Below are 19113 nucleotides of genomic sequence, written 5' to 3' on the forward strand. Positions count from 1 at the left end.
CTTGAGGGGGAGTATCACAAATATGAACCAAAACCTGCCTCAAGATTTAGACCGAGAAAGCTTGAACCAGTTATCAAAAGAAGAACTGGTAGAGATAATTATTGAGCAGGGCAAGGCAATACGTGAGTTACAGAAAACAATCTTAGAACTACACCTTGAAGTAGAACGTTTAAAAGTCAGCCGAGATTTGGATAGTTCTACCTCATCGAAACCACCATCTGGGGACATCCTCAAAAAGAGTGAAAACAAAAAAGCACCCTTGGAAGAAGAACCGAACCACCCCAAAAGAAAACCAGGTGGGCAACCAGGACATACTGGAAAAACCCGTAAGGGCTTTGGCAGAGTAGATCGTTATGAAATCTTACGACCGACTGATTGTGTCTTTTGTGGTCAAAAAGCATTTGCAACAGTGGCAGTGAAGGTAGAAAAACAGTCTGTAGCGCAATTAGTGGAACGTCCCATTGAAATAGTGGAGTATCAACGCCATACCTGTATGTGTGAATGCTGTGGAAATATACAAACAGCCTCATGGTCGCCAGATATTGTTCCAGGGCAGGATTTAGGAGTTAGATTACAGTCCTTTTTAGGATGGGTCAATAATTATGCACATATGCCCTATGAAAAACAGCAAGAAATGTTGTGGGAATTAGGGCAAGTTGAAATTGGGTTAGGAACAATAGTAGCAACCAATGAACGAATAACTCAAGCAATTAAACCGAGCATTATTGAGTTAAGTAGTTGGGTAAAACAGACACAACCGAATGTTCATGTGGATGAAACACCTTGGTCAGTTAAAGGAGTCAAAGAATGGTTGTGGGTAGTTGCCAATTCTGATTTCTGTCTGTTTACTGCGGCTGACACTCGTTCACGAGCCGAATTAGAAACAATTTTAGGGACTGAGTATGCAGAGGTACTCAGCAGCGATGATTTTAGCGTTTACAATGGCTATCCAGCTTTTGCCCAGCAGAAATGTTTGGCTCATCTACGCCGACACTTCAAAAAACTAATTCAACTTCCAGGTCTTCACAACCAAGCTATTGGCGAAGCTTTTGTTGATTTAATTGATGAAGCTTTTAGGAATTATGCTCGATGGTTTGAGACTCTTGACTCCACCAGTTACAACGATTGGGTCAATCAATTCAAATCTAAATTGTATTCCTCACTCCATCAGTGGCTTGACAAGGCAGGAGCTACGGCCGGCAACCTTTTACGCTCTTTGCGTGATAAAGCAATTCAATGGTGGTATTTCCTTGACTACCCTGAAATTCCTCCTGATAACAATCAGGCTGAACGTTCCCTTCGTTTGGCTGTGACGAAACGTAAAGTAAGTGGTGGCTCCCGTTCAATGGACAGGTTTAGACACACTGCCCATCTGTTAACAGTGGTGCAAACCTGTCGTCGTCAAGGTAGGTCTGTGATTGACTTTTTTGCACAAGCACTGCTGGCTAATTCTAATAATTATCTGTCTCGCCCATCTCTGCTTCCTAAATATTAGACCTGAATCCTTACTCTGTGCCAAAACCACCAGCTTGAGCATGACAGAGTAGCGATTGTACTATCGGCATCGCAATACTCATGCCAAATAAGTTTTCTCCTTGCTCTCTTTTATCAAAGCTTTCAGATTTGAGGATGTACTTTACAGCACTTCCGGCAGCTATGAGGTACATCCTCAAAACTGAAAGCTATGCTAGGAGGGGGCAAGGATAAAAACTGTATTGCATAATAGCGGGAAGCGCTGTATAGCTGTCGGAAGTGCTGTATGCACGGATGTATCCATCCCTTTTCCACAGGCGTTGAACCCTTGTAAATTGTCTAAGGTATTGAACTTTAGTATGAATTTAGATTCCAACCTTAGTTGAAGCTAACCTTACATTGATATATGGACTGATTCATCAATCATTGTATTGTACAAAAGTTTCAACTTTGAGTGGACGACAAGTTAGAGTTAATTGCATATATTTAATTCAGGCAAATATTGAGAGCAATTTAGTTGCAATATTTCAGTTTACTTGACACAAAGAGAGTAAGAAGAGGGTTGTATGCTCAACGCCGATGCTGAACATACAGTATCAGTGAGCCTTGACCGTGACCTGATATTTCCCAATTCCTGTCTGATATATCTAAAAAAGTGTACATTGCTCGCGTCAATGTTCGCGTTTTGGCAACAGCACGATCGGCTTTACGTCATCGTCAGATCAATTGTGTTATTGATTCTTATTCATGGTCTTCTGGTAACAGAATAATTTCTCAGTATTTCAAACAGCTTAGATCATCTACGAATTGAGTCAGTAATCTCAATCAATATTTCGTTGAGGATAATTTTATGACACGTATGCCATTACTAGTTGGAGATGACTTTGAGTATTCCAAAGTTCCAACTCAGAGTAACTTTTTTGGAAATTCTCCTATTAATCATGCACTCACTGCTGTCGCCCAAGAGGTCTCTAGATTGCTTCAACACGCAAATCCTGTTCAAGCTGATGGCAGCAACCATGCTGAAACAATTGCAATTCGAGCCATAGAACCGGAATAAAGCTAAATCCTTACTATTGAAACGTTGACTGAGCGAGAGTTAAAGATATTGCAACTGATTGTTGACGGGTACAGCAATGATGATGGAATTGCCCAAAATTTGTACATCAGTACAGGTACGGCGAAAACCCATGTTCGCAATATTTTGAAGAAATTCTGTGCGAGCGATGCCGAAGGCAAGGCTTCTCTACGAGAGGCTACGCCAACGCACTCAGGTAGCAATCCGGACGCTGCGTGCGATCAGGTCTTGTCCACTTAAAAGATAATGCTGTTTAATTCTTACTCATAAGGAGTCAAATCTATGTTGTGCAAACACGAAACTGTGAAAGTTTTTCCATCCCATGTTGAAGCAGAAACCGCCCTATTAGAACTGCAAAAAGCGGGCTTCGATATGCAAAAGATTTCGATCATCGGTAAAGACTATCAAACTACTGAACATATCCGTGGCTTTCTCACCTGGAAAGATACGGCTAAAGCTGGAGCCGGAGAAGCAGGTTACTGGGGCAGCTTTTTTGGTGGACTATTTGGCATTCTCACAGGGGTTGGTTTGCTGTTTATTCCAGGAGTCGGGCCTGTGATTGTAGCTGGACACGTTGCCGGAGTGCTGGCAGGTTGGCTCGAAGGTCTGGTTGTAGGGGGTGGAGCTGCTGTGGCAGGGGGGTTGGTAGGTGCCCTTGTAGGATTGGGAATTCCCAAAGAGCAAGCCCTGAAGTACGAGACAGAAATCAAAGCTGGTAAGTTCATGGTGATTGTCTCAGGCACAGATGAGGAAATTGATCGAGCGCAACAGATTCTAACTAGGGTAAATCCTAAAGTTGCTCAAGAAGTTGTTGTTTAAATTAACAGCAGCCACACCTTGTAATGTCATATTTTATTTCTGACCTAATCTCTTAATTATGCCGTCTCTAAAACTCTGATCGTTCCAGAGCTTTATCTTTAATCACAGGAATCAGTCGTTAGCGTACATTTTGATTCCAATGCTACTTGTGCATGATTGCTTGCTGCTGTTTATCCACCACTTACTAAAATGAATTCTTCTCGCCCTACAGTGATTGTCGGAGCAGGCTTCATAGGTCTTTTTACAGCGTTGCATCTGCGTCATCAGCAAGACTTGCGGTCGATCATTTTGATTGATCCACAAGAACGGTTTGTCTTCAAGCCAATGTTGTATGAACTATTGACAAGTGAATTGTCAGAAGATGTCGTTTGTCCGACTTATAAAGAGTTGCTGCAAGGCAGTGATATCAACTTTGTACAGGACAAAGTAGTTGCGATCAACCTGCAAGAAAAACGTCTTAAGTTAGCTTCTGGCTCAGATTATATCTATGGTCATCTGGTCTTAGCTGTTGGCAGTATTCAGGGTTATTTAAGAACAGAGGGCGCACAAAAAAACGCATTCGCATTTCGGACACAAGAGAATGCGATCGCTCTGGAGAGCCAGTTACGAGAATGTTTGCAACGTGCTAGCCAAACGGATGACGAAACGCAACGGCGATCGCTCCTCACGTTTGCTGTCGTTGGAGCAGGCCCGACAGGGGTAGAAATGGCGGCAACCCTGGCAGATTTATTACCCAACTGGTACGCCCAACTCGGCGGCGATATTCGTCAGATTCGCATTGTCTTAATCAATCATGGCAAAACGATTCTCGCAGGCGATGTCAACGCAGGTTTGCAGGAAGAGGCTCTCCACGCTTTCAGAACTCGAACAGTACCTGTTGAGTTGATATTAGGCGTAGGGGTGAAAGCGGTTGCTCAAGACCACCTGGAGTATCAACCTGCCAACAGCAGTGAGATAAAAATGCTGTTGACTCAAACCACCATCTGGACAGCCGGGACTGCCGTGAACCCACTCATCCAAAATCTCAAGTCCCAAATTCCCGCAGATCACCTGGATAAACATGGGCTACCGCTTGTCACTTTAACTCTGCAACTGCTGGATTTTCCAGAAGTGTTTGCCGCAGGCGATTGCGCTTCCGTGCAGCCACAATCCTTGCCGACTCTAGCCCAGGTAGCATATCAGCAAGGTGCGAGCATTGCTCACAATTTGATTGCCCTTGCTAAAGGAGCATCTCCTAGCCCAGCCCATGTGAGTCTTCGAGGTACGCTAATGAAATTGGGTTTAGGAAATGGGGTAGCAAGGTTGTTTGACAAAGTGCAGATAACTGGCAAACCTGGCGATCTAATTCGCAGTGCAGTGTATTTGGAAATGCTGCCCACCCCACTGCATGACTTTAAGGCAACCACAGAATGGCTGAAGGAAGAAACTTTCCATCGCTATCACAGACCCAAGATGAAGCCAGAAACAATCGCAAAATAGCCTCTCTCTTCGGTTGAACAACGAGAGCGATCACTCATCCATCTGTGTATGCCACTGGATTAGAGTGGACAATCTCCTCACCGCCGCCAAGCGAAAACTTTGAAGAGATTCCCACCATCACCTCAGAACCCTATGGTTACGAGGGATCTGACAGATTGGCAGTTGATCAATCATCTATTTAAAGAGAACCACTGATGAAGATAGGAACAACAAAACGATTGATTGGTGGAATTTTAACGATTGGCATGATTGGACTGCTACACTCGCAGCCTCTCTTCGCGCTTATAGTCAGCCAAGCTCAACCAAATCCCTCTCAAGACTATGTACTTTCCTACCGAGGCAGTTGGACGGGAACCTTCCGTACTGTCGGTTCTCAGGGGCAGATACTCGTATTTATTGATCCTGCCGGCAAACTGTACGGAAGTTTGAAGTCTAATGATGGTGAGAACTTTGCTCAAATTAGCGGTTACCATCGCGGAAGTAAGTTTCATCTGATTTTCACCCCTCCACCCAGCAGCCTTAACCAGTTTGGCACCGCTAGTCCTTACACCGTTGATGCAACCGCAAAGTGGGAGCAAGGGGTGAGTCGATTTGTTATCTCAGCCCCCACTAGAACGGGTCACTCACAGTTATATACATTTGAGAAATCAATCGATAATCGATAAAACAATACATCGAACAGAGTTGCGATCGCCTCTGGCGAGGCTTAAGCCCATCGCTTCCCTTTTGCACAGGTGATGTACTTGAGCAGGAACGATGAACCAGAATCTTATCTCTAATCAGAACCGACTCTATGCAAACGAGAATTACATTGGAGAAAAATTATGCAGATGGGAGTGATTGGTCTGGGACGTATGGGTGCGAACATTGTTCGGCGATTGCTGCAAAACAACCATGAATGTGTGGTGTTCAATCGCACACCTGACAAAGTGAAACAGCTTGTATCAGAAGGGGCGATCGGCACTTACAGCTTGGATGATTTTGTTCAGAAGCTCGATAAACCTCGTGCGATTTGGTTGATGGTGCCAGCCGGAGAACCGACCGAGCAGATGGTGAAGGAACTGGCTGCAAAACTGGATTCCGGCGATATCTTAATTGATGGTGGCAACTCTTACTACATTGACGATATTCGACGGGCAAATGATCTGATGCAAAAGGGCATTCACTACCTAGATGTGGGAACCAGTGGCGGAGTGTGGGGTTTGGAGCGTGGTTATTGCATGATGATTGGTGGATCTCAGACGGTGGTTCAGTATCTCGATCCCATTTTTAAATCATTAGCTCCCGGACGGGGTGATATTCCGCGTACTGTTGGACGGGAAAAGGTGGGCGGTACGGCTGAAGAAGGCTATCTGCACTGCGGATCGAATGGGGCAGGGCATTTTGTCAAGATGGTGCATAATGGCATCGAATATGGCTTGATGGCAGCCTACGCATAAGGATTGAATATCTTGCATCACGCCAATGTGGGTAAGCAGAACCGTGTGGCTAATGCTGAAACGACCCCCCTCCGCAATCCTGAACACTATCAGTATGACTTGAATCTGCCCGATATTGCCGAAGTTTGGCGACGGGGCAGTGTAATTGCCTCCTGGCTACTGGATCTAACTGCGATCGCCCTCCTAGAACAACCAGACCTATCAGGCTTTGGGGGGCGCGTGTCTGATTCAGGCGAAGGACGCTGGACGATCGCAGCCGCCATTGACGAAGGTACTCCTGTCCCTGTACTCAGCGCAGCCCTGTATCAACGGTTTAGCTCACGCGGCGAAAATGATTTTGCAGATAAGCTGTTGTCTGCCATGCGTTTCCAGTTTGGCGGACACGTAGAACAATAGGCAAAGTTGAAGGAGGCAGGAGGCAGAAGGCAGGAGGTCTTTATTCAGAAGGGGATTCAGACCCCTCCTGAATAAGAGCCATCAAATTAAAAATTTGGTGCGGTGTTTCACCTTGTCCTGACGGTACTAGCAGGAGTTAGCGGTCAGTTTTCCTCCTGCCTCCTGCCCCCTAACTCCTGCCTTTATTGATAATTTTAGGAGAAACATAATGACTCATCGAGTAAAAGAAATTCTCAGTTGGTATGGCAGCGACAATCCCGGAACGCTGACTAATTTAGCCCGGTTGCTAAATCATGGCAAACTAGCTGGAACTGGCAAAGTCGTCATGCTGCCTGTGGATCAAGGCTTTGAGCATGGGCCCGCTAGCAGTTTTGCGCCCAACCCACCAGCCTATGATCCTCGCTATCATTTTGAGTTAGCGATCGCAGCAGGATGCAATGCCTATGCCGCACCGTTAGGATTTTTGGAAGCGGGAGCGCGAGAATTTGCAGGTGAAATTCCCCTAATTCTGAAAGCCAATGATCACGATGTGTTACTAGCTGAGTCAGACCCAACACAAGCACTCACTGGCAGCGTGGAGGATGCGCTGAGGTTAGGATGCGTGGGCATCGGCTTCACTATCTATCCAGGTTCAGCCCATCGGTTTGAGATGTATCAGCAGATTCGAGCCTGTGCCGAGATAGCAAAGCGGCATGGATTGGTCGTGATGATTTGGTCTTATGCGCGAGGATCGGGTTTAAGTAAAGTGGGTGAGACAGCGATCGATGTGATTGGCTATGCGGCTCAGATTGCAGCTCAATTGGGCGCTCACATCATCAAGGTGAAGCTACCAAACGAACACATCGAACAGGATGCAGCCCGCAAGGTGTATGAGCAAGAGCAAATTCCGATCGCAACATTATCTCAACGAGTGCATCATGTGGTGCAATGTGCCTTTAACGGACGGCGGATTGTCATTTTTTCGGGTGGGCCGATCGACAGTGATGATGCTTTCCTCAATGAAGTTCGTGCTATTCATGCTGGACATGGATTTGGTTCGATTATCGGACGCAATTCTTTCCAGCGTTCCAAGCCAGATGCACTGCGATTGCTCAACACAATCATGGATATTTACAGTGAACAGTCTGCACCCATTCGCACTCCTGCACTGACCTAATTTGTCTATCAAGGCTGTTTTGATGAGTTTACAATCGAAATCGATCAAAACAGCCTAAAAATTGGGTTTGTTGTCTCTATTACAAACCGACTCCTCACCTTGAAGCAATCTTTCCCACCCCAATATGCCTGACTTTTTTCATCGCTTGCATCTCTCTACTGCTGCCAGGAAAGCTAGATCATGAGAAAATCACGTCCAAAGCCTACTTTATTGAAAGATTATCATGTCATCATTCCTGCTTCCTTTTTTGGCATGATTCTGGGTTTGGCAGGATTAGGTAGTTGCTGGCGAGTAGCTGCTAAACTTTGGCACTTGCCTACCTGGATTGGCGAAGTAATTATGCTGCTGACAATTGCAATCTGGCTCGTGTTGTTGCTGCTTTATGTGGGTAAATGGCTGTGGGCAAGAGCAGATGCCTTAGCTGAATTTGAGCATCCTGTTTTGTGTTGCTTTATCGGCTTAGTGCCTGTGTCTACGATGTTTGTAGCGCTAGCGATCGCACCCTACTCTCGTGCGATCGCCATCACATTATTTGTTGTCGGTGCAATTGGTCAGTTAAGCTTTGGCGTGTATCGTTCCGGTCAGCTATGGATGGGAGGACGTAAGCCAGAAATAATTACACCCATTCTCTACCTCTCTACAGTCGCGGGTAGTTTTGTCAGTGCGATCGTTGCTAGTACCCTCGGTTATCGAGAATGGGGACCGTTCTTTTTTGGAGGAGGGCTGTTTTCGTGGCTAGCACTGGAGTCGATGATTATGCAGCGCCTCTACTTGTTAGAAGCGTTGCCTAAACCACTACGTCCAACGCTGGGCATTCAACTTGCCCCCCCTGTCGTTGGCTGTGTTGCTTATTTGAGTATCACCAGTGGTCAGCCCGATGCCTTTGCTCAGTTCCTCTTCGGTTATGGACTGTTGCAAGCGCTGATTCTACTACGGTTGCTACCGTGGTTATTTCAACAACCCTTTACAGCTTCCTACTGGGCATTCACCCTCGGCATTGCTGCCCTGTCGCTGGCATCTTTGCGCCTTGTTGAACGCGGCATGACTGGAGTGATGCAAGAATTGGCACTACTGCTATTCATTGGCGCAAATATTGCGATCGGCAGTATTGCTCTAGGAACAGTGCGGCTCTTGCTGCGGGGCAAATTACTAAGCTAACGATCATTCATTTTTCCAGAACATATTGGGAGTAGAAATTATGGCTGCAACAACTAATGGAAATATTTGCTTTTCATCTCGCAGGATGGTATCAACTAACTGACAAACTACTGTTGATATACCATAGCTTGTATTTCCTTTGCGTTCAAAAATGTTATAGCCTCGTTTACGAGTTAACTGTATGTACTCTTGCTGAATTTGTTCTAGCGTTGCTCCTTGTGGTATGGGAAATTTAGTTAACAGAATTCCCCCAATAAATGCACTAGACCAAACGACAAATTCACTGTCTCCATGCTCTCCAATCACATAAGCATGAACGTCTTGTTTTGCAACATTCAGTCGCTTTCCAAGTTGATATCTCAGTCTAGCAGTATCAAGAACGGTTCCCGAACCGAAAATTAGGTTTTCTGCTCTGGTGGAAGTAGCGATCGCAATCCGCGTGAGTACATCCACTGGATTGCTAATGATAAGTACGATTGAATTCGGTGCAACTCGATCCAATTCTTTGATTGTTGAACTTATAATCTCTGCATTGTCGCTCAATGTATCTAATCGCGTCTGTCCAAGTTTCGGCTGCACCCCAGCAGTCACAATAATGATATCTGAATCAGCTAAATCTTCATACTGATTTGATGGTATGATTTCCATCTCTTTAAGTAGGGGAATGCTGTCTTCAATGTCCCATACTTGTCCTTCAGCTTTTGATAAGGTTCGGTCAAAAAGGACAACCCTTACACATCTACCGAGTAAAACTAAAGCATTTGCAACGTCTGCACCTACATTCCCTGCACCAATAATACCGACTTTAGATGTTTTACTAATCATGCTATATCTACTTGATCTTCAAGAGTGAAATGTCGTTTATTTGGTAAGTCCTTGGGTCTGCAATTGCTGTCTTTTTACAACTTGGAAAACAATATATTTAACCCTTCGGTCATCGTGGGATGAGTCAAAATACCATCGCGCAGAACGGTGTAGGGCATCTGAGCTTGCATCACCATCTGCACTGTTGAAATCACTTCACCTGCTTCATGACACAACAGGGAACACCCTAAAATACGACCTGTATCTGTATCTACGATCGCCTTTAGCAGTCCATCGGTTTGACCGAGCGTTCTTGCTCTAGGAACGGCTGACGCATCTACCTTCGCCACGCGGATTGTATATCCTTGTTGCTGTGCTTCAGTTTCAGTCAAACCCACATGAGCCAGTTCTGGATCGATGAACAGACAGGATGGAACCAATCGATCCCGTGTACTACGGTTACACCCATCAATTAAATTAGCTTTGATAATGCGATAATCATCGAGCGATATATGAGTGTATTGCGGCCCGCCATTAATATCGCCTAACGCCCAAATTCCGGGTACATTTGTCTCTAAGCGATCGTTGACTTGAATAAATCCGCGTGTATCAGTTGCCACACCAGCAGCAGGTAAATTTAAGCCCTCGGTATTGGGCGCACGACCAACGGCGACGAGCAAATGCGAACCCTGGATGGTGATTTCACGATCGCCAACTTGGATTTGCAGGATGGTTTCATTACCAGTGCGATCAACCCTCAACACCTTCGCTTTTAATAAGAATTCAATACCATCTTGTTCTAAAAGTCTTTGAACTGCGATCGCTATATCTGGATCTTCCTGTGACAGGATTTGCTCACTTTGCCCAATGATAGTAACGCGAGAGCCAAAGCGCCGAAACATCTGAGCAAACTCTAAACCAATATAGCCACTACCGAGAACAATCAGGTGTTCAGGCAAATATTCTAGCTCCATAATCGACTCACTTGTTAAAAACTCAACTTCAGTAAGTCCGGGTACAGATGGAATTAACGGTCGTGTGCCTGTATTAATAAATAAGCGTTCGGCGGTAAGTAAGCGATTGTTCCCCTCAGTCGTCGTTACTGCGATCGTTTTGGGAGCAACAAACCTTGCTTCGCCAATGATCAAGTTGCTATCGAGAGCCGTTTCTAAATTGTGCAAGTTCATTTCACGCATCCCTTGCACAACCGATCGTTTTCGTTGGATCACCTCTGCTAAATTAACGCTGGGTGTGTTGGTTTTAACCCCATAAGCGGCACTGTTTCGCACTGTGTTTGCTACATTGGCACTCGCCACCATAGTTTTAGTAGGAATGCAGGCAATATTAATGCACCCGCCACCAATCATATTTAAGCTGCGTTCAACCAGAGCGGTTTTACGTCCGTCAGCAACCAGCGCTGGTGCTAGTGTTTTACCCGCTTTGCCGCCGCCGATAATAATATCGTCATAGTGTTGAGTGTCCACTTCCATATCCTTTGAGTTTGACAAGGTGAATACGATTTCTATAAGGTGTTATGAATTTCAGAAAAAACTGGCTGACTAAGAGGGTTTTAGCGATCGCGCATTTCGGGAGCGTAAATCAAGATGCTTCCCTTAACTGGGTTTCAAAAAAGTGCATAACACCCGCGCTTAGGATTCAACTTTTCGTACAAGCTTGCTTCATTAAGATACGGTTGTTTTTATACACCTCTAAAGTTCCAGACTGCGGGTTATCTAACGTGCCATCCCACACCCAATATTTATAAATTCCACTCCGAAACTTATACACTCGAACACCTTCTGTCGCTTGGCTAGTTCCTTTGCCCAAACTTAAATTACCGTTGGGATTGGTTGCGCGATAGAGTAGTTCACCGGAATTATAATTCTGCCAAATATTGATGTTGTAGCCACCCTGGCATTTCGTACTCAGGATGAGGCCAGCAGTAGAATCAGCAGAAGCTCTTAAGGAAAAATTAGCTAAGATACTGATTGGCAGGGCCAGGAGTAAGGCAGATATTTTCATAAGTTTTGTAAAATTAATAAGTTTGACATTACTTGATTGCTGCTACAACTTCATCTGTAGAAAGGACTGCATTGGCAATATAGCCAAAGTTGATCAGTGCTGCCTTGTAGCCATCGCCCAGTTGCGGATGCCGAGGGGCTGCTGTTGCATCTTTGACAACAAGAACCTCAAATCCCTGCTCAAGCAATTCGCGTAGGTGAGCTTCAACACAAAGATTTGCCAACATTCCAAGTATAATGACTTTGCTGATGTTGCGTTTACGCAGTTGCAAAACGAGGTCGTTAGTTTGCGGCCCATAGACTTTGTGCGGACTGGCCACAATCGTCTTGCCATCCTCAATGAAAGGCTTATAGCGATCGAGCCAGTCAGCACCCGATCCCAGGAATCCATCGAGGCTCAATGCACCACGGCGATCGAACTCCTTAACCTCAAGCATCATTTGCTCTAGGTTTCCGGCAAATTTCCAACTATAGTCGGTGGGGTAGTAATAGTGAGGGGAGATAAAAACTTCAAATCCATTCTGCTTCGCGGCTTTGAAGATTCGCTCAATGTTTTCGATGGTGTTGTTATCCTTAACACTCTCACCCACCAAATCCCAGGAAACCCCTTTTTCGCTCAAGACATCGTTTTGCGGATCGATGACAACTACTGCGGTGTCATTCTTGTTGATGTTCATGGTTTTTCTCGTTGCTTGTTGATTTTCACCGTTCTCTTTCTTAAAAACCACCCGCGATATGCAGCGTTTTCCCAATGATTCAGAATCAGAATATTTTGGTTGTCAGGGCGATCGCGGTAGTCGAATTATCTGGCAGTAGTCACCCCATTTTAGACTTTGACACCACTGCCTAAATGCTGTTTCAAAAACGCCAAGGTGCGATCGCGTGCTAATTCTGCAACTTATTGGCGATCGGCGGAACTAAGTGCTTGATAGATTAAAGGTGCAATGATAGCGATATTTTTCACCAACTCATCGGAGAGAGAAAATCGCTGTTTTAAGTAATTAGGATCGTTGTAACTCACCCACACCTTGCCGTCAGTCGCTTCCCATGCCAGTACTTTCAGGGGTAAATCCAAGGCGATCGTTGGTTCTGCCACCATGAGGGAAGTTCCGGCTTTCGGGTTGCCAAACAGCAACAACTGTGTAGGACACAAGCTTAGTCCAACTTTTTCGGCTTCAGCCTGTTGATCGATGCGGGCAAAAATGGTGATGCCTTTTACTTGAAGGACGGCTTCTAATCGATCAATGGTTACAGGCACTGAATATTGACTGAGCTGGCTAATGATGCCGTTGTTTGCATTCATAGCAGTGGAGTTCTTGTAGGATAAAAACTGGGTGATATGGTCTGGTGGGCTTTTCAAAGATTGAGGTCTGACAATCCTGGGTGATCGTCAGGACGACGACCTAGTATCCAGTGGTATTTGCGATCGCTTTGGTGAATTGGCAGGTCGTTGATGCTGGCAATACGCCATCGCATTAATCCATGTTCGTCAAACTCCCAATTCTCATTGCCGTAAGAGCGAAACCAGTTGCCGGAATTATCATGCCATTCGTAAGCAAATCGGACAGCAATGCGGTTGTCTTGAAAAGCCCAAAGCTCTTTGATCAGACGGTAGTCCAATTCTTTAAGCCACTTACGTGTCAAGAATTGTGCGATCGCCTCACGACCAGATAGAAATTCTGAGCGGTTGCGCCAAATGCTATCCGACGTGTAAGCAAGTGATACTAGTTCAGGGTTACGTGTGTTCCAAGCATCTTCTGCGATTCTGACTTTTTGGATAGCGGATTCACGATCAAAAGGCGGCAGGGGTAGTCGAGGACTTTCGGCGTTGGTCATAGTATCAATGAATACCACCTGCGATGTGCAGCGTTTCCCCAGTGATCCAACCTGAATCGGAGGACGCGAAGAAGACAGCAGCAGGTGCGATGTCCTGCACTTGCCCGATGCGACCAAGCGGCGTTTGCGCTTCAACCTGTTTGCGAAAATCGCTTTCGAGAACTCCCAATGCTTGCAGTCCCTCTGTTTCTACCATGCCAGGATTAATCGAGTTAACACGGATCTGGCGTGAACCCAATTCTTTGGCGAGTGACTTTGTTACAGCATCGACAGCTGCTTTGGTGGCATTATATACCGAGCCAGTCGCAGGTGTGGCGGTGCTGGCGATGGAACTAATGTTGATAATACTACCGCCTGCCGAGCCAAAGTACTTTGCTGCTTGTTGGGAGGTAAGGATTAATCCCAGTACATTGAGATCGAACTGTTTATGGAAATGCTCTTCTGTGATGTCTTCGAGCGGCAGATATTCATAAATTCCGGCATTATTCACCAAGATGTCAAGTCTGCCAAATGTCTGCTCTGTCTTGACAAAAAGACCTTCGACCTCTGCTTTTTTGGTAACATCTGCCTGTACTGCGATCGCCTTGCCACCTGCACTAGTAATTTCATCAACCACGCGATCGGCTGCTTCTTTACTAGAGGCATAATTGACGACCACTGCTGCACCTTCGGCTGCCAGATGTTTGGCAATTGAAGCACCAATTCCTTTAGATGCTCCCGTTACAACTGCGATTTTTCCTTCTAGTTTTTTCATGATGATTTCTTAATATCTGGCAGTGTGAACTCTACAGTTTCGCTAGTGATTACTTTGTGCGTGGGGTCAGCTAGTTCGATCAGTACCTTGTGCGCGCCAGGTTCCAATCCGACCAGGATGATCGTTTCCCCACTGGCATCGACAAAGTGCCACGGCGCGTCGTCAACGGTGATGTGGATATGACCGATGCGCGGCGATACTTCGAGGGCACTTTTGCCGAACACTGGCAACACACGCAAATTCTCAGTCCGGTACAGGATGAAGACACGTCCCTGTGCCAGTGGTTCGGGAAGCGGTGGATCGACAATCAGCTTGGGTGGTGCTTCGTTTTCAATCGCAATCAACGGTGATGATCCGATAATGTCCCTAGCGCTCGGTGTGTGGCTGTTCATAACAGATAATTACCTGAGAGTAGAATGGCACTAAGAAAAGGGAAAATCATTGAGGCAGCAGGGGTGCAGAGGAGCAGAGGAGCAGGGGAGAAAGAAGAAGTTTAAGGTATTGCGTTCGGATATTTAAAAATTCCCCTCTGCACCCCTGCACCTCTGCAATCCTTACGCTGCCAACCCTTCAGCTTAACTTAGTGCCATTCTGCTTTACCATTTTCCCCTACGCTAACTCGGTAAGCAGCAAAGCGATGGAGGAGCGTCTTTTCATTTCCCCAAAAACATCGATCGCATCCTATCCCTCTTCTGTCACCCTCCGAAAACTTTTGCCATTTCTGAATTCTAGAGCTTTTGTATAGCCTGCGATCGCGCGATTATTTTCTAATAACAAATACAAGACCTATTTTTTTCTAATAGTATAGCTTGTATTGATTACCTCATAAGGCTTCTAGCGATCGCCTTCCCGGAGAGTGACAGAAGAGGGCTATTGCAGACGTTTCTTCAATTCAGCAGCAGCTTGAACAAACAGAGAGCGGACTTCTGGCAGTTCGGCTAAACCATTGAGCAGTCCAAAGTCATGAATCATGCCGTTGTACTGCACCGTTGTCACCTTTACCCCAGCTTCATCGAGCTTGCGTCCGTAGGCTGTGCCTTCGTCATGCAAAATATCGCTCTCTGCAACCGCAATTAATGCTGGAGGCAAGCCTTTGAGTTGCTCAACCGTCGCTTGTAAGGGAGATGCGTAGATGTCTTTGCGCTTTTCTGGGTCAGGGATGTACAGGTCATACATCCACTTCATCGTGGGTGCGGTTAGGTACCGTTTGTCGCCGAATTGGTGATAAGAATTCGTTTCAAAATCGGCATCGACGATCGGCCACATCATGATATGTAGCTTGATGTGTGGCCCTCCGTTTTCTTTCGCCTTCAAAGCAGTGACTGCTGTCATATTTCCGCCGACACTGTTGCCAACGACTGCCAAATTCTTGCCATCCACCCCAATTTCCTCACCATGCTCGGCAACCCATTTGGTTGCAGCATAAATCTCATTAATCGCCTGGGGATATTGAGCATCTGGCGTGCGCGTGTAGTTGACAAAGACCCCTGCAAACCCTGAAAGCACAACCAGATCGCGAACCATGCGCTTGTGTGTTGGATAATCACCCAACACCCAACCACCACCATGAATAAAGATGAAAACAGGCAATGTGCCTTTGACTCCTTCCGGTCGCACGATGTTGAGCGTAATCGAATAACCGTCAGCAGTAATTGTCTTCTCCGACTCTTCAATGCCTGAAAGGTCTACTGGAACGGAAGCCTGTGCATCTACGAGAACTTGACGCGCTTCGAGTGGAGGTAATGTCTCTAGAGGCACACCTCCTGAGTTCAGCACTTTCAAAAATGCCTTCACTCCTTTAGAAAGACGTGGATCGTCTGCAACTTCCAAAATCTTTGCTTGTGAATTTACTTGAGCAACCATGACATTCTCCTTTGATAATTAGTAAACAATTTGTTGAAATGACACTGTTAAGTGAATTGATTTAACAGTGATGCTCGATCGGCAGCAATCGTGAAATGGCGATCGCTTTCTACTGACATCGTTTCCAAGCCGGAATTATTTGTTACTGGTGAAAAGATTATCCACTTAGCGGGTCGCTGCCTCGATCGGTTGTTTCCACACCGCAGCAGCATAGAGCGAGTCCTCAAAATCGGGGGCAATATCGCCTGTGATCCGTGCCTCATGATGCGCCCAGTCCTCAAAGAACAAGTCGTGACTGATGCGCGATACTATTGCAGGTACGTCGCGGCGGATGCTATGGATGTCACCAACTGGCAATCCGAAGCTGACCAAACCAGCAGGATTAAATACGTGAATGTCTTTCAGGTAAGGGGCAGTGCCAGGTACTTTTTCTTGGTATTCGTGGGCGCTACCGAGGTAAGGATGTGCCCCCAAACCGTCGTCGCGCAGACCTTCTGTTGGCTGGTAGCGATCGCGCCAGAGGGCAATATGCTGGGAAAAGTCGGCTAGTTCGGGACGCTTGGTTGGATCAACGAAGTAACCAGTGCCAGCGATCGCAAAATCAAACTCGAAAACATCATCGTTCACCTCGATGGCAATGCGATCGCCCAGTTTCCGTGCCGATTTCCAAGGTGCAGATAGATGGATGTGAAAGTTCGGGAAAGCGATCGCTCGCTTAATCGAGTTCGGGGGTGGCGCGGTGCCTGCTTGACGAAAGTGCCAAGCCTGGAACCAGCGGGCTGCATCGGGTAGTTGGGGATAGTTGTCGTAAGCACCAGGGTAATCCCGTACCCGCAGGACTGAGAGAGATGCGATCGCCGATCGCCGTACAAATAGATGTACTGCCTTAGCTCCCGATTCCAGCGCCACTGCTGCTGCATCGAAAGCTGAAGCCGCCGCACCCAGCACCGCCACAGTCTTACCGCGCAGTGCTTCAAAATCGATGGCATCGGCGGTATGTGCGTACAACGTGCGGGGTAAGTCAGCCAGTATTGGAGGTATGTACGAACCACCCGTGCCAGCCACGCCATTGGCGAAGATAATTTTGCGCGTAGTCTCTAAGAGCGGGACACCGTTTACCTCAAGGTGTAGGCGGAAGAAACCTGCGACTGGTTCAATCCGCACCAACTTCGTCTGGTAACGAACCTGGATACCCAGGAAATGCCGATACCAACTGAGGTACTCAGCCCAAGCCACTCGCTCAATGCGATCGATCTCTGCGTAGGCTGCCGCACCGTGCCGCGCTTCGTACCAGGCTTGAAAGGACAATTCTGGGATGCCTAGTTCTGGACCAGGCAGATGTTTCGGTGTGCGGAGCGTTCTCATCCGCGCTCGCGTCAACCACACGCCTGCATGAGCCTCGTCATCGGCTGCATCGATCTCCGTCACGCGACCGATCCCAGCACGTCGTAGCGCAAATACAAAGGTGCTACCGCTGCCGCTGCCACCTATTATAGTGACATTGTGATCGATGCCAGGGCGATCGGGCACCCAGTTATCGGGATCGGGACCGAGCAGGCGTAGTGTTTCTCGGGCAGTAAAATCGGAATTGCTCGTTGTCATGTTGATCTCCTCATATCTCGTTGCGATAGATGGAAAAATCGGAATAGCAGACAATTAAGCTGTTAAGCTAACGCGCCTACATATTGCACTATTTTCCGTGTAGACCGTGATTAGTCATCAGTCATTAGTCATTAGTGTTTACTAAGGACAATTGACAAAGAACAACCTCACCAGTTGATGTGCAATCTTATTTGCGTAACAGCTTAGTAGGTTTTTGTTCGTGGGTTTGGATTCGCTAGAGCGTGTTATGAACAACTGCCAGAAGCTAGAAAAGGGTTCGTGTTGCTACCACGTCGTTGGGTAGTAGAGCGCAGTTTTGCATGGACGGCTCAGTTTCGCCGTTTAGTTAGACAAGGATGGGTTGCAGTCGTGACGTGAGAAATTGAGCGATGTAGTTTGCGATCGAATCCCCATCCTCTTCCAGGGCAAAATGTCCGGTATCGAGTAAATGCAACTCAACGTCTTTTAAGTCGCGCTTATAGGGATGAGCGCCTTCTGGGGGGAAGATGTAGTCATTCTTACCCCAAACAATCAGGGTTGGTGGCTGATATTTGCGAAAATACTCCTGCCATTGCGGATATAATGGTGGATTGGTGCATAGCTATACAGCAGCGCCAGCTGAATCTCATCGTTTCCTGGGCGATCGAGGAAATGTTGATCGATAGTCCAGGTATCGGGGCTGATTGCTTCTAGATTGCGAACACCGTTGGTATATTGCCACTTCGTCGCTTCCAGGGTGACAAGATATTTGAGCTTTTCAGCATTCTCAGGCGATCGCTCTTGCCAGTATGCCTTAATTGGTTCCCAGAATTCGCGTAGACCTTCTTCGTAAGCATTGCCATTTTGAACAATCAGAGATTGCACGCGCTCTGGATATTTAGCGGCAATCCGATAGCCAATGGGTGCGCCATAATCCATCACATAAAGGCTGTACTTTTTGAGAGCGATCGCAGCAATGAATTTTTCCACAATCTCAGCCAAGCGATCAAACGTGTAATCAAATTCATTTACAGTTGGCATCGAACTGTTGCCATAGCCAGGGTAGTCAGGAGCAACGAGATGGAATTTATCAGCGAGGGCAGGTATGAGATTGCGGAACATGTGAGAGGAAGTTGGAAAGCCGTGCAATAGCAGAATCGTCGGATTATCACGAGAACCAGCTTCACGGTAGAAGATGTCTAAACCATCGATCGAAACTGTGCGATATGTCGTCATGGGATTACTTTTTGTAAGTG

The 19113-nt window shown here is 46.5% G+C and carries 18 protein-coding genes and 4 pseudogenes; 10 read left to right on the forward strand and 12 right to left on the reverse strand.

Annotated features, from left to right (window positions below; all coding sequences use genetic code 11):
- Nucleotides 1–22 precede the first annotated feature (22 nt).
- The gene (locus FD724_RS34855; RefSeq protein WP_179076258.1) at nt 23–1495 is read left to right on the forward strand and encodes an IS66 family transposase; all 1473 of its coding nucleotides are present in this window, start codon (nt 23–25) and stop codon (nt 1493–1495) included.
- Nucleotides 1496–1505: 10 nt separating this feature from the next.
- On the opposite strand, the gene FD724_RS34860 is transcribed toward FD724_RS34855, so the two are convergent.
- Complete coding sequence (locus FD724_RS34860; protein ID WP_179076214.1) at nt 1506–1667, reverse strand: hypothetical protein; 162 nt, start codon at nt 1665–1667, stop codon at nt 1506–1508.
- A 656-nt stretch (nt 1668–2323) separates the two neighbouring features.
- Between FD724_RS34860 and FD724_RS34865 the strand changes: the two genes are divergently transcribed.
- From FD724_RS34865 to tehA, 8 genes and pseudogenes are all read left to right on the forward strand, one after another.
- On the forward strand, nt 2324–2533 hold the full coding sequence (locus FD724_RS34865; protein WP_179076259.1) for a hypothetical protein: 210 nt from the start codon (nt 2324–2326) through the stop codon (nt 2531–2533).
- A gap of 24 nt (nt 2534–2557) precedes the next feature.
- A pseudogene (locus FD724_RS34870) lies at nt 2558–2791 on the forward strand (response regulator transcription factor); the annotation flags it as partial.
- 42 nt (nt 2792–2833) lie between these two features.
- Entirely contained in the window at nt 2834–3370 is a 537-nt protein-coding gene (locus FD724_RS34875) for a general stress protein (RefSeq protein ID WP_179076260.1), read from the forward strand.
- 189 nt (nt 3371–3559) lie between these two features.
- Entirely contained in the window at nt 3560–4849 is a 1290-nt protein-coding gene (locus tag FD724_RS34880) for an NAD(P)/FAD-dependent oxidoreductase (RefSeq protein WP_179076261.1), read from the forward strand.
- Between the two features lie 194 nt (nt 4850–5043).
- Nucleotides 5044–5514: a hypothetical protein gene (locus FD724_RS34885; protein ID WP_179076262.1), complete on the forward strand. Its 471-nt coding sequence runs from the start codon at nt 5044–5046 to the stop codon at nt 5512–5514.
- 159 nt (nt 5515–5673) lie between these two features.
- Nucleotides 5674–6684: pseudogene (gnd, locus tag FD724_RS34890) on the forward strand (phosphogluconate dehydrogenase (NAD(+)-dependent, decarboxylating)).
- 208 nt (nt 6685–6892) lie between these two features.
- On the forward strand, nt 6893–7840 hold the full coding sequence (locus FD724_RS34895; protein WP_179076263.1) for a class I fructose-bisphosphate aldolase: 948 nt from the start codon (nt 6893–6895) through the stop codon (nt 7838–7840).
- Nucleotides 7841–8020: 180 nt separating this feature from the next.
- A complete protein-coding gene (gene tehA / locus FD724_RS34900; RefSeq protein WP_179076264.1) occupies nt 8021–8998 on the forward strand; it encodes a dicarboxylate transporter/tellurite-resistance protein TehA in 978 nt (325 codons plus the stop codon).
- A gap of 3 nt (nt 8999–9001) precedes the next feature.
- Here the strand turns inward: tehA and FD724_RS34905 are convergent, their stop codons facing one another.
- The 10 genes from FD724_RS34905 to FD724_RS34950 all read right to left on the reverse strand — a co-directional run bounded on the left by FD724_RS34905 (nt 9002) and on the right by FD724_RS34950 (nt 17878).
- Nucleotides 9002–9823, reverse strand: coding sequence for a malate dehydrogenase (locus FD724_RS34905; protein WP_256874697.1), 822 nt, complete (start codon nt 9821–9823; stop codon nt 9002–9004).
- A 74-nt stretch (nt 9824–9897) separates the two neighbouring features.
- Nucleotides 9898–11292, reverse strand: coding sequence for a mercuric reductase (locus tag FD724_RS34910; RefSeq protein WP_179076454.1), 1395 nt, complete (start codon nt 11290–11292; stop codon nt 9898–9900).
- Between the two features lie 166 nt (nt 11293–11458).
- The gene (locus tag FD724_RS34915) at nt 11459–11824 is read right to left on the reverse strand and encodes a hypothetical protein (RefSeq protein WP_221643396.1); all 366 of its coding nucleotides are present in this window, start codon (nt 11822–11824) and stop codon (nt 11459–11461) included.
- Nucleotides 11825–11852: 28 nt separating this feature from the next.
- On the reverse strand, nt 11853–12500 hold the full coding sequence (locus FD724_RS34920) for a cysteine hydrolase (RefSeq protein ID WP_179076265.1): 648 nt from the start codon (nt 12498–12500) through the stop codon (nt 11853–11855).
- 221 nt (nt 12501–12721) lie between these two features.
- On the reverse strand, nt 12722–13126 hold the full coding sequence (locus FD724_RS34925) for a DUF302 domain-containing protein (protein ID WP_256874698.1): 405 nt from the start codon (nt 13124–13126) through the stop codon (nt 12722–12724).
- A gap of 53 nt (nt 13127–13179) precedes the next feature.
- A complete protein-coding gene (locus tag FD724_RS34930; RefSeq protein WP_179076266.1) occupies nt 13180–13659 on the reverse strand; it encodes a nuclear transport factor 2 family protein in 480 nt (159 codons plus the stop codon).
- Nucleotides 13660–13663: 4 nt separating this feature from the next.
- The gene (locus FD724_RS34935; RefSeq protein WP_179076267.1) at nt 13664–14413 is read right to left on the reverse strand and encodes an SDR family NAD(P)-dependent oxidoreductase; all 750 of its coding nucleotides are present in this window, start codon (nt 14411–14413) and stop codon (nt 13664–13666) included.
- On the reverse strand, nt 14410–14805 hold the full coding sequence (locus tag FD724_RS34940; protein WP_179076268.1) for a DUF6130 family protein: 396 nt from the start codon (nt 14803–14805) through the stop codon (nt 14410–14412). The genes FD724_RS34935 and FD724_RS34940 overlap by 4 nt, the downstream gene beginning before the upstream one ends.
- A 478-nt stretch (nt 14806–15283) precedes the next feature.
- A complete protein-coding gene (locus tag FD724_RS34945; protein WP_179076269.1) occupies nt 15284–16276 on the reverse strand; it encodes an alpha/beta hydrolase in 993 nt (330 codons plus the stop codon).
- A 165-nt stretch (nt 16277–16441) separates the two neighbouring features.
- Complete coding sequence (locus FD724_RS34950) at nt 16442–17878, reverse strand: SidA/IucD/PvdA family monooxygenase (RefSeq protein WP_179076457.1); 1437 nt, start codon at nt 17876–17878, stop codon at nt 16442–16444.
- A gap of 258 nt (nt 17879–18136) precedes the next feature.
- Between FD724_RS34950 and FD724_RS34955 the strand changes: the two are divergent.
- Nucleotides 18137–18229: pseudogene (locus tag FD724_RS34955) on the forward strand (IS5/IS1182 family transposase); the annotation flags it as partial.
- Here FD724_RS34955 and FD724_RS34960 read toward each other — a convergent pair.
- Nucleotides 18225–19093 (reverse strand): annotated as a pseudogene (locus FD724_RS34960) (alpha/beta fold hydrolase). The pseudogenes FD724_RS34955 and FD724_RS34960 overlap by 5 nt on opposite strands.
- Nucleotides 19094–19113 lie beyond the last annotated feature (20 nt).

Origin of the sequence: Nostoc sp. C057 (assembly GCF_013393925.1) — a bacterium.
GTDB classification, from domain to species: Bacteria; Cyanobacteriota; Cyanobacteriia; order Cyanobacteriales; family Nostocaceae; genus Nostoc; species Nostoc muscorum_A.

Excerpts from the sequence above, each read along its gene's own strand:
- FD724_RS34855 (WP_179076258.1), top strand. The coding sequence starts at position 23 with ATGAACCAAAACCTGCCTCAAGATTTAGACCGAGAAAGCTTGAACCAG.
- FD724_RS34860 (WP_179076214.1), bottom strand. The coding sequence starts at position 1,667 with ATGTACCTCATAGCTGCCGGAAGTGCTGTAAAGTACATCCTCAAATCT.
- FD724_RS34865 (WP_179076259.1), top strand. The coding sequence starts at position 2,324 with ATGACACGTATGCCATTACTAGTTGGAGATGACTTTGAGTATTCCAAA.
- FD724_RS34875 (WP_179076260.1), top strand. The coding sequence starts at position 2,834 with ATGTTGTGCAAACACGAAACTGTGAAAGTTTTTCCATCCCATGTTGAA.
- FD724_RS34880 (WP_179076261.1), top strand. The coding sequence starts at position 3,560 with ATGAATTCTTCTCGCCCTACAGTGATTGTCGGAGCAGGCTTCATAGGT.
- FD724_RS34885 (WP_179076262.1), top strand. The coding sequence starts at position 5,044 with ATGAAGATAGGAACAACAAAACGATTGATTGGTGGAATTTTAACGATT.
- FD724_RS34895 (WP_179076263.1), top strand. The coding sequence starts at position 6,893 with ATGACTCATCGAGTAAAAGAAATTCTCAGTTGGTATGGCAGCGACAAT.
- tehA (WP_179076264.1), top strand. The coding sequence starts at position 8,021 with ATGAGAAAATCACGTCCAAAGCCTACTTTATTGAAAGATTATCATGTC.
- FD724_RS34905 (WP_256874697.1), bottom strand. The coding sequence starts at position 9,823 with ATGATTAGTAAAACATCTAAAGTCGGTATTATTGGTGCAGGGAATGTA.
- FD724_RS34910 (WP_179076454.1), bottom strand. The coding sequence starts at position 11,292 with ATGGAAGTGGACACTCAACACTATGACGATATTATTATCGGCGGCGGC.
- FD724_RS34915 (WP_221643396.1), bottom strand. The coding sequence starts at position 11,824 with ATGAAAATATCTGCCTTACTCCTGGCCCTGCCAATCAGTATCTTAGCT.
- FD724_RS34920 (WP_179076265.1), bottom strand. The coding sequence starts at position 12,500 with ATGAACATCAACAAGAATGACACCGCAGTAGTTGTCATCGATCCGCAA.
- FD724_RS34925 (WP_256874698.1), bottom strand. The coding sequence starts at position 13,126 with ATGAATGCAAACAACGGCATCATTAGCCAGCTCAGTCAATATTCAGTG.
- FD724_RS34930 (WP_179076266.1), bottom strand. The coding sequence starts at position 13,659 with ATGACCAACGCCGAAAGTCCTCGACTACCCCTGCCGCCTTTTGATCGT.
- FD724_RS34935 (WP_179076267.1), bottom strand. The coding sequence starts at position 14,413 with ATGAAAAAACTAGAAGGAAAAATCGCAGTTGTAACGGGAGCATCTAAA.
- FD724_RS34940 (WP_179076268.1), bottom strand. The coding sequence starts at position 14,805 with ATGAACAGCCACACACCGAGCGCTAGGGACATTATCGGATCATCACCG.
- FD724_RS34945 (WP_179076269.1), bottom strand. The coding sequence starts at position 16,276 with ATGGTTGCTCAAGTAAATTCACAAGCAAAGATTTTGGAAGTTGCAGAC.
- FD724_RS34950 (WP_179076457.1), bottom strand. The coding sequence starts at position 17,878 with ATGACAACGAGCAATTCCGATTTTACTGCCCGAGAAACACTACGCCTG.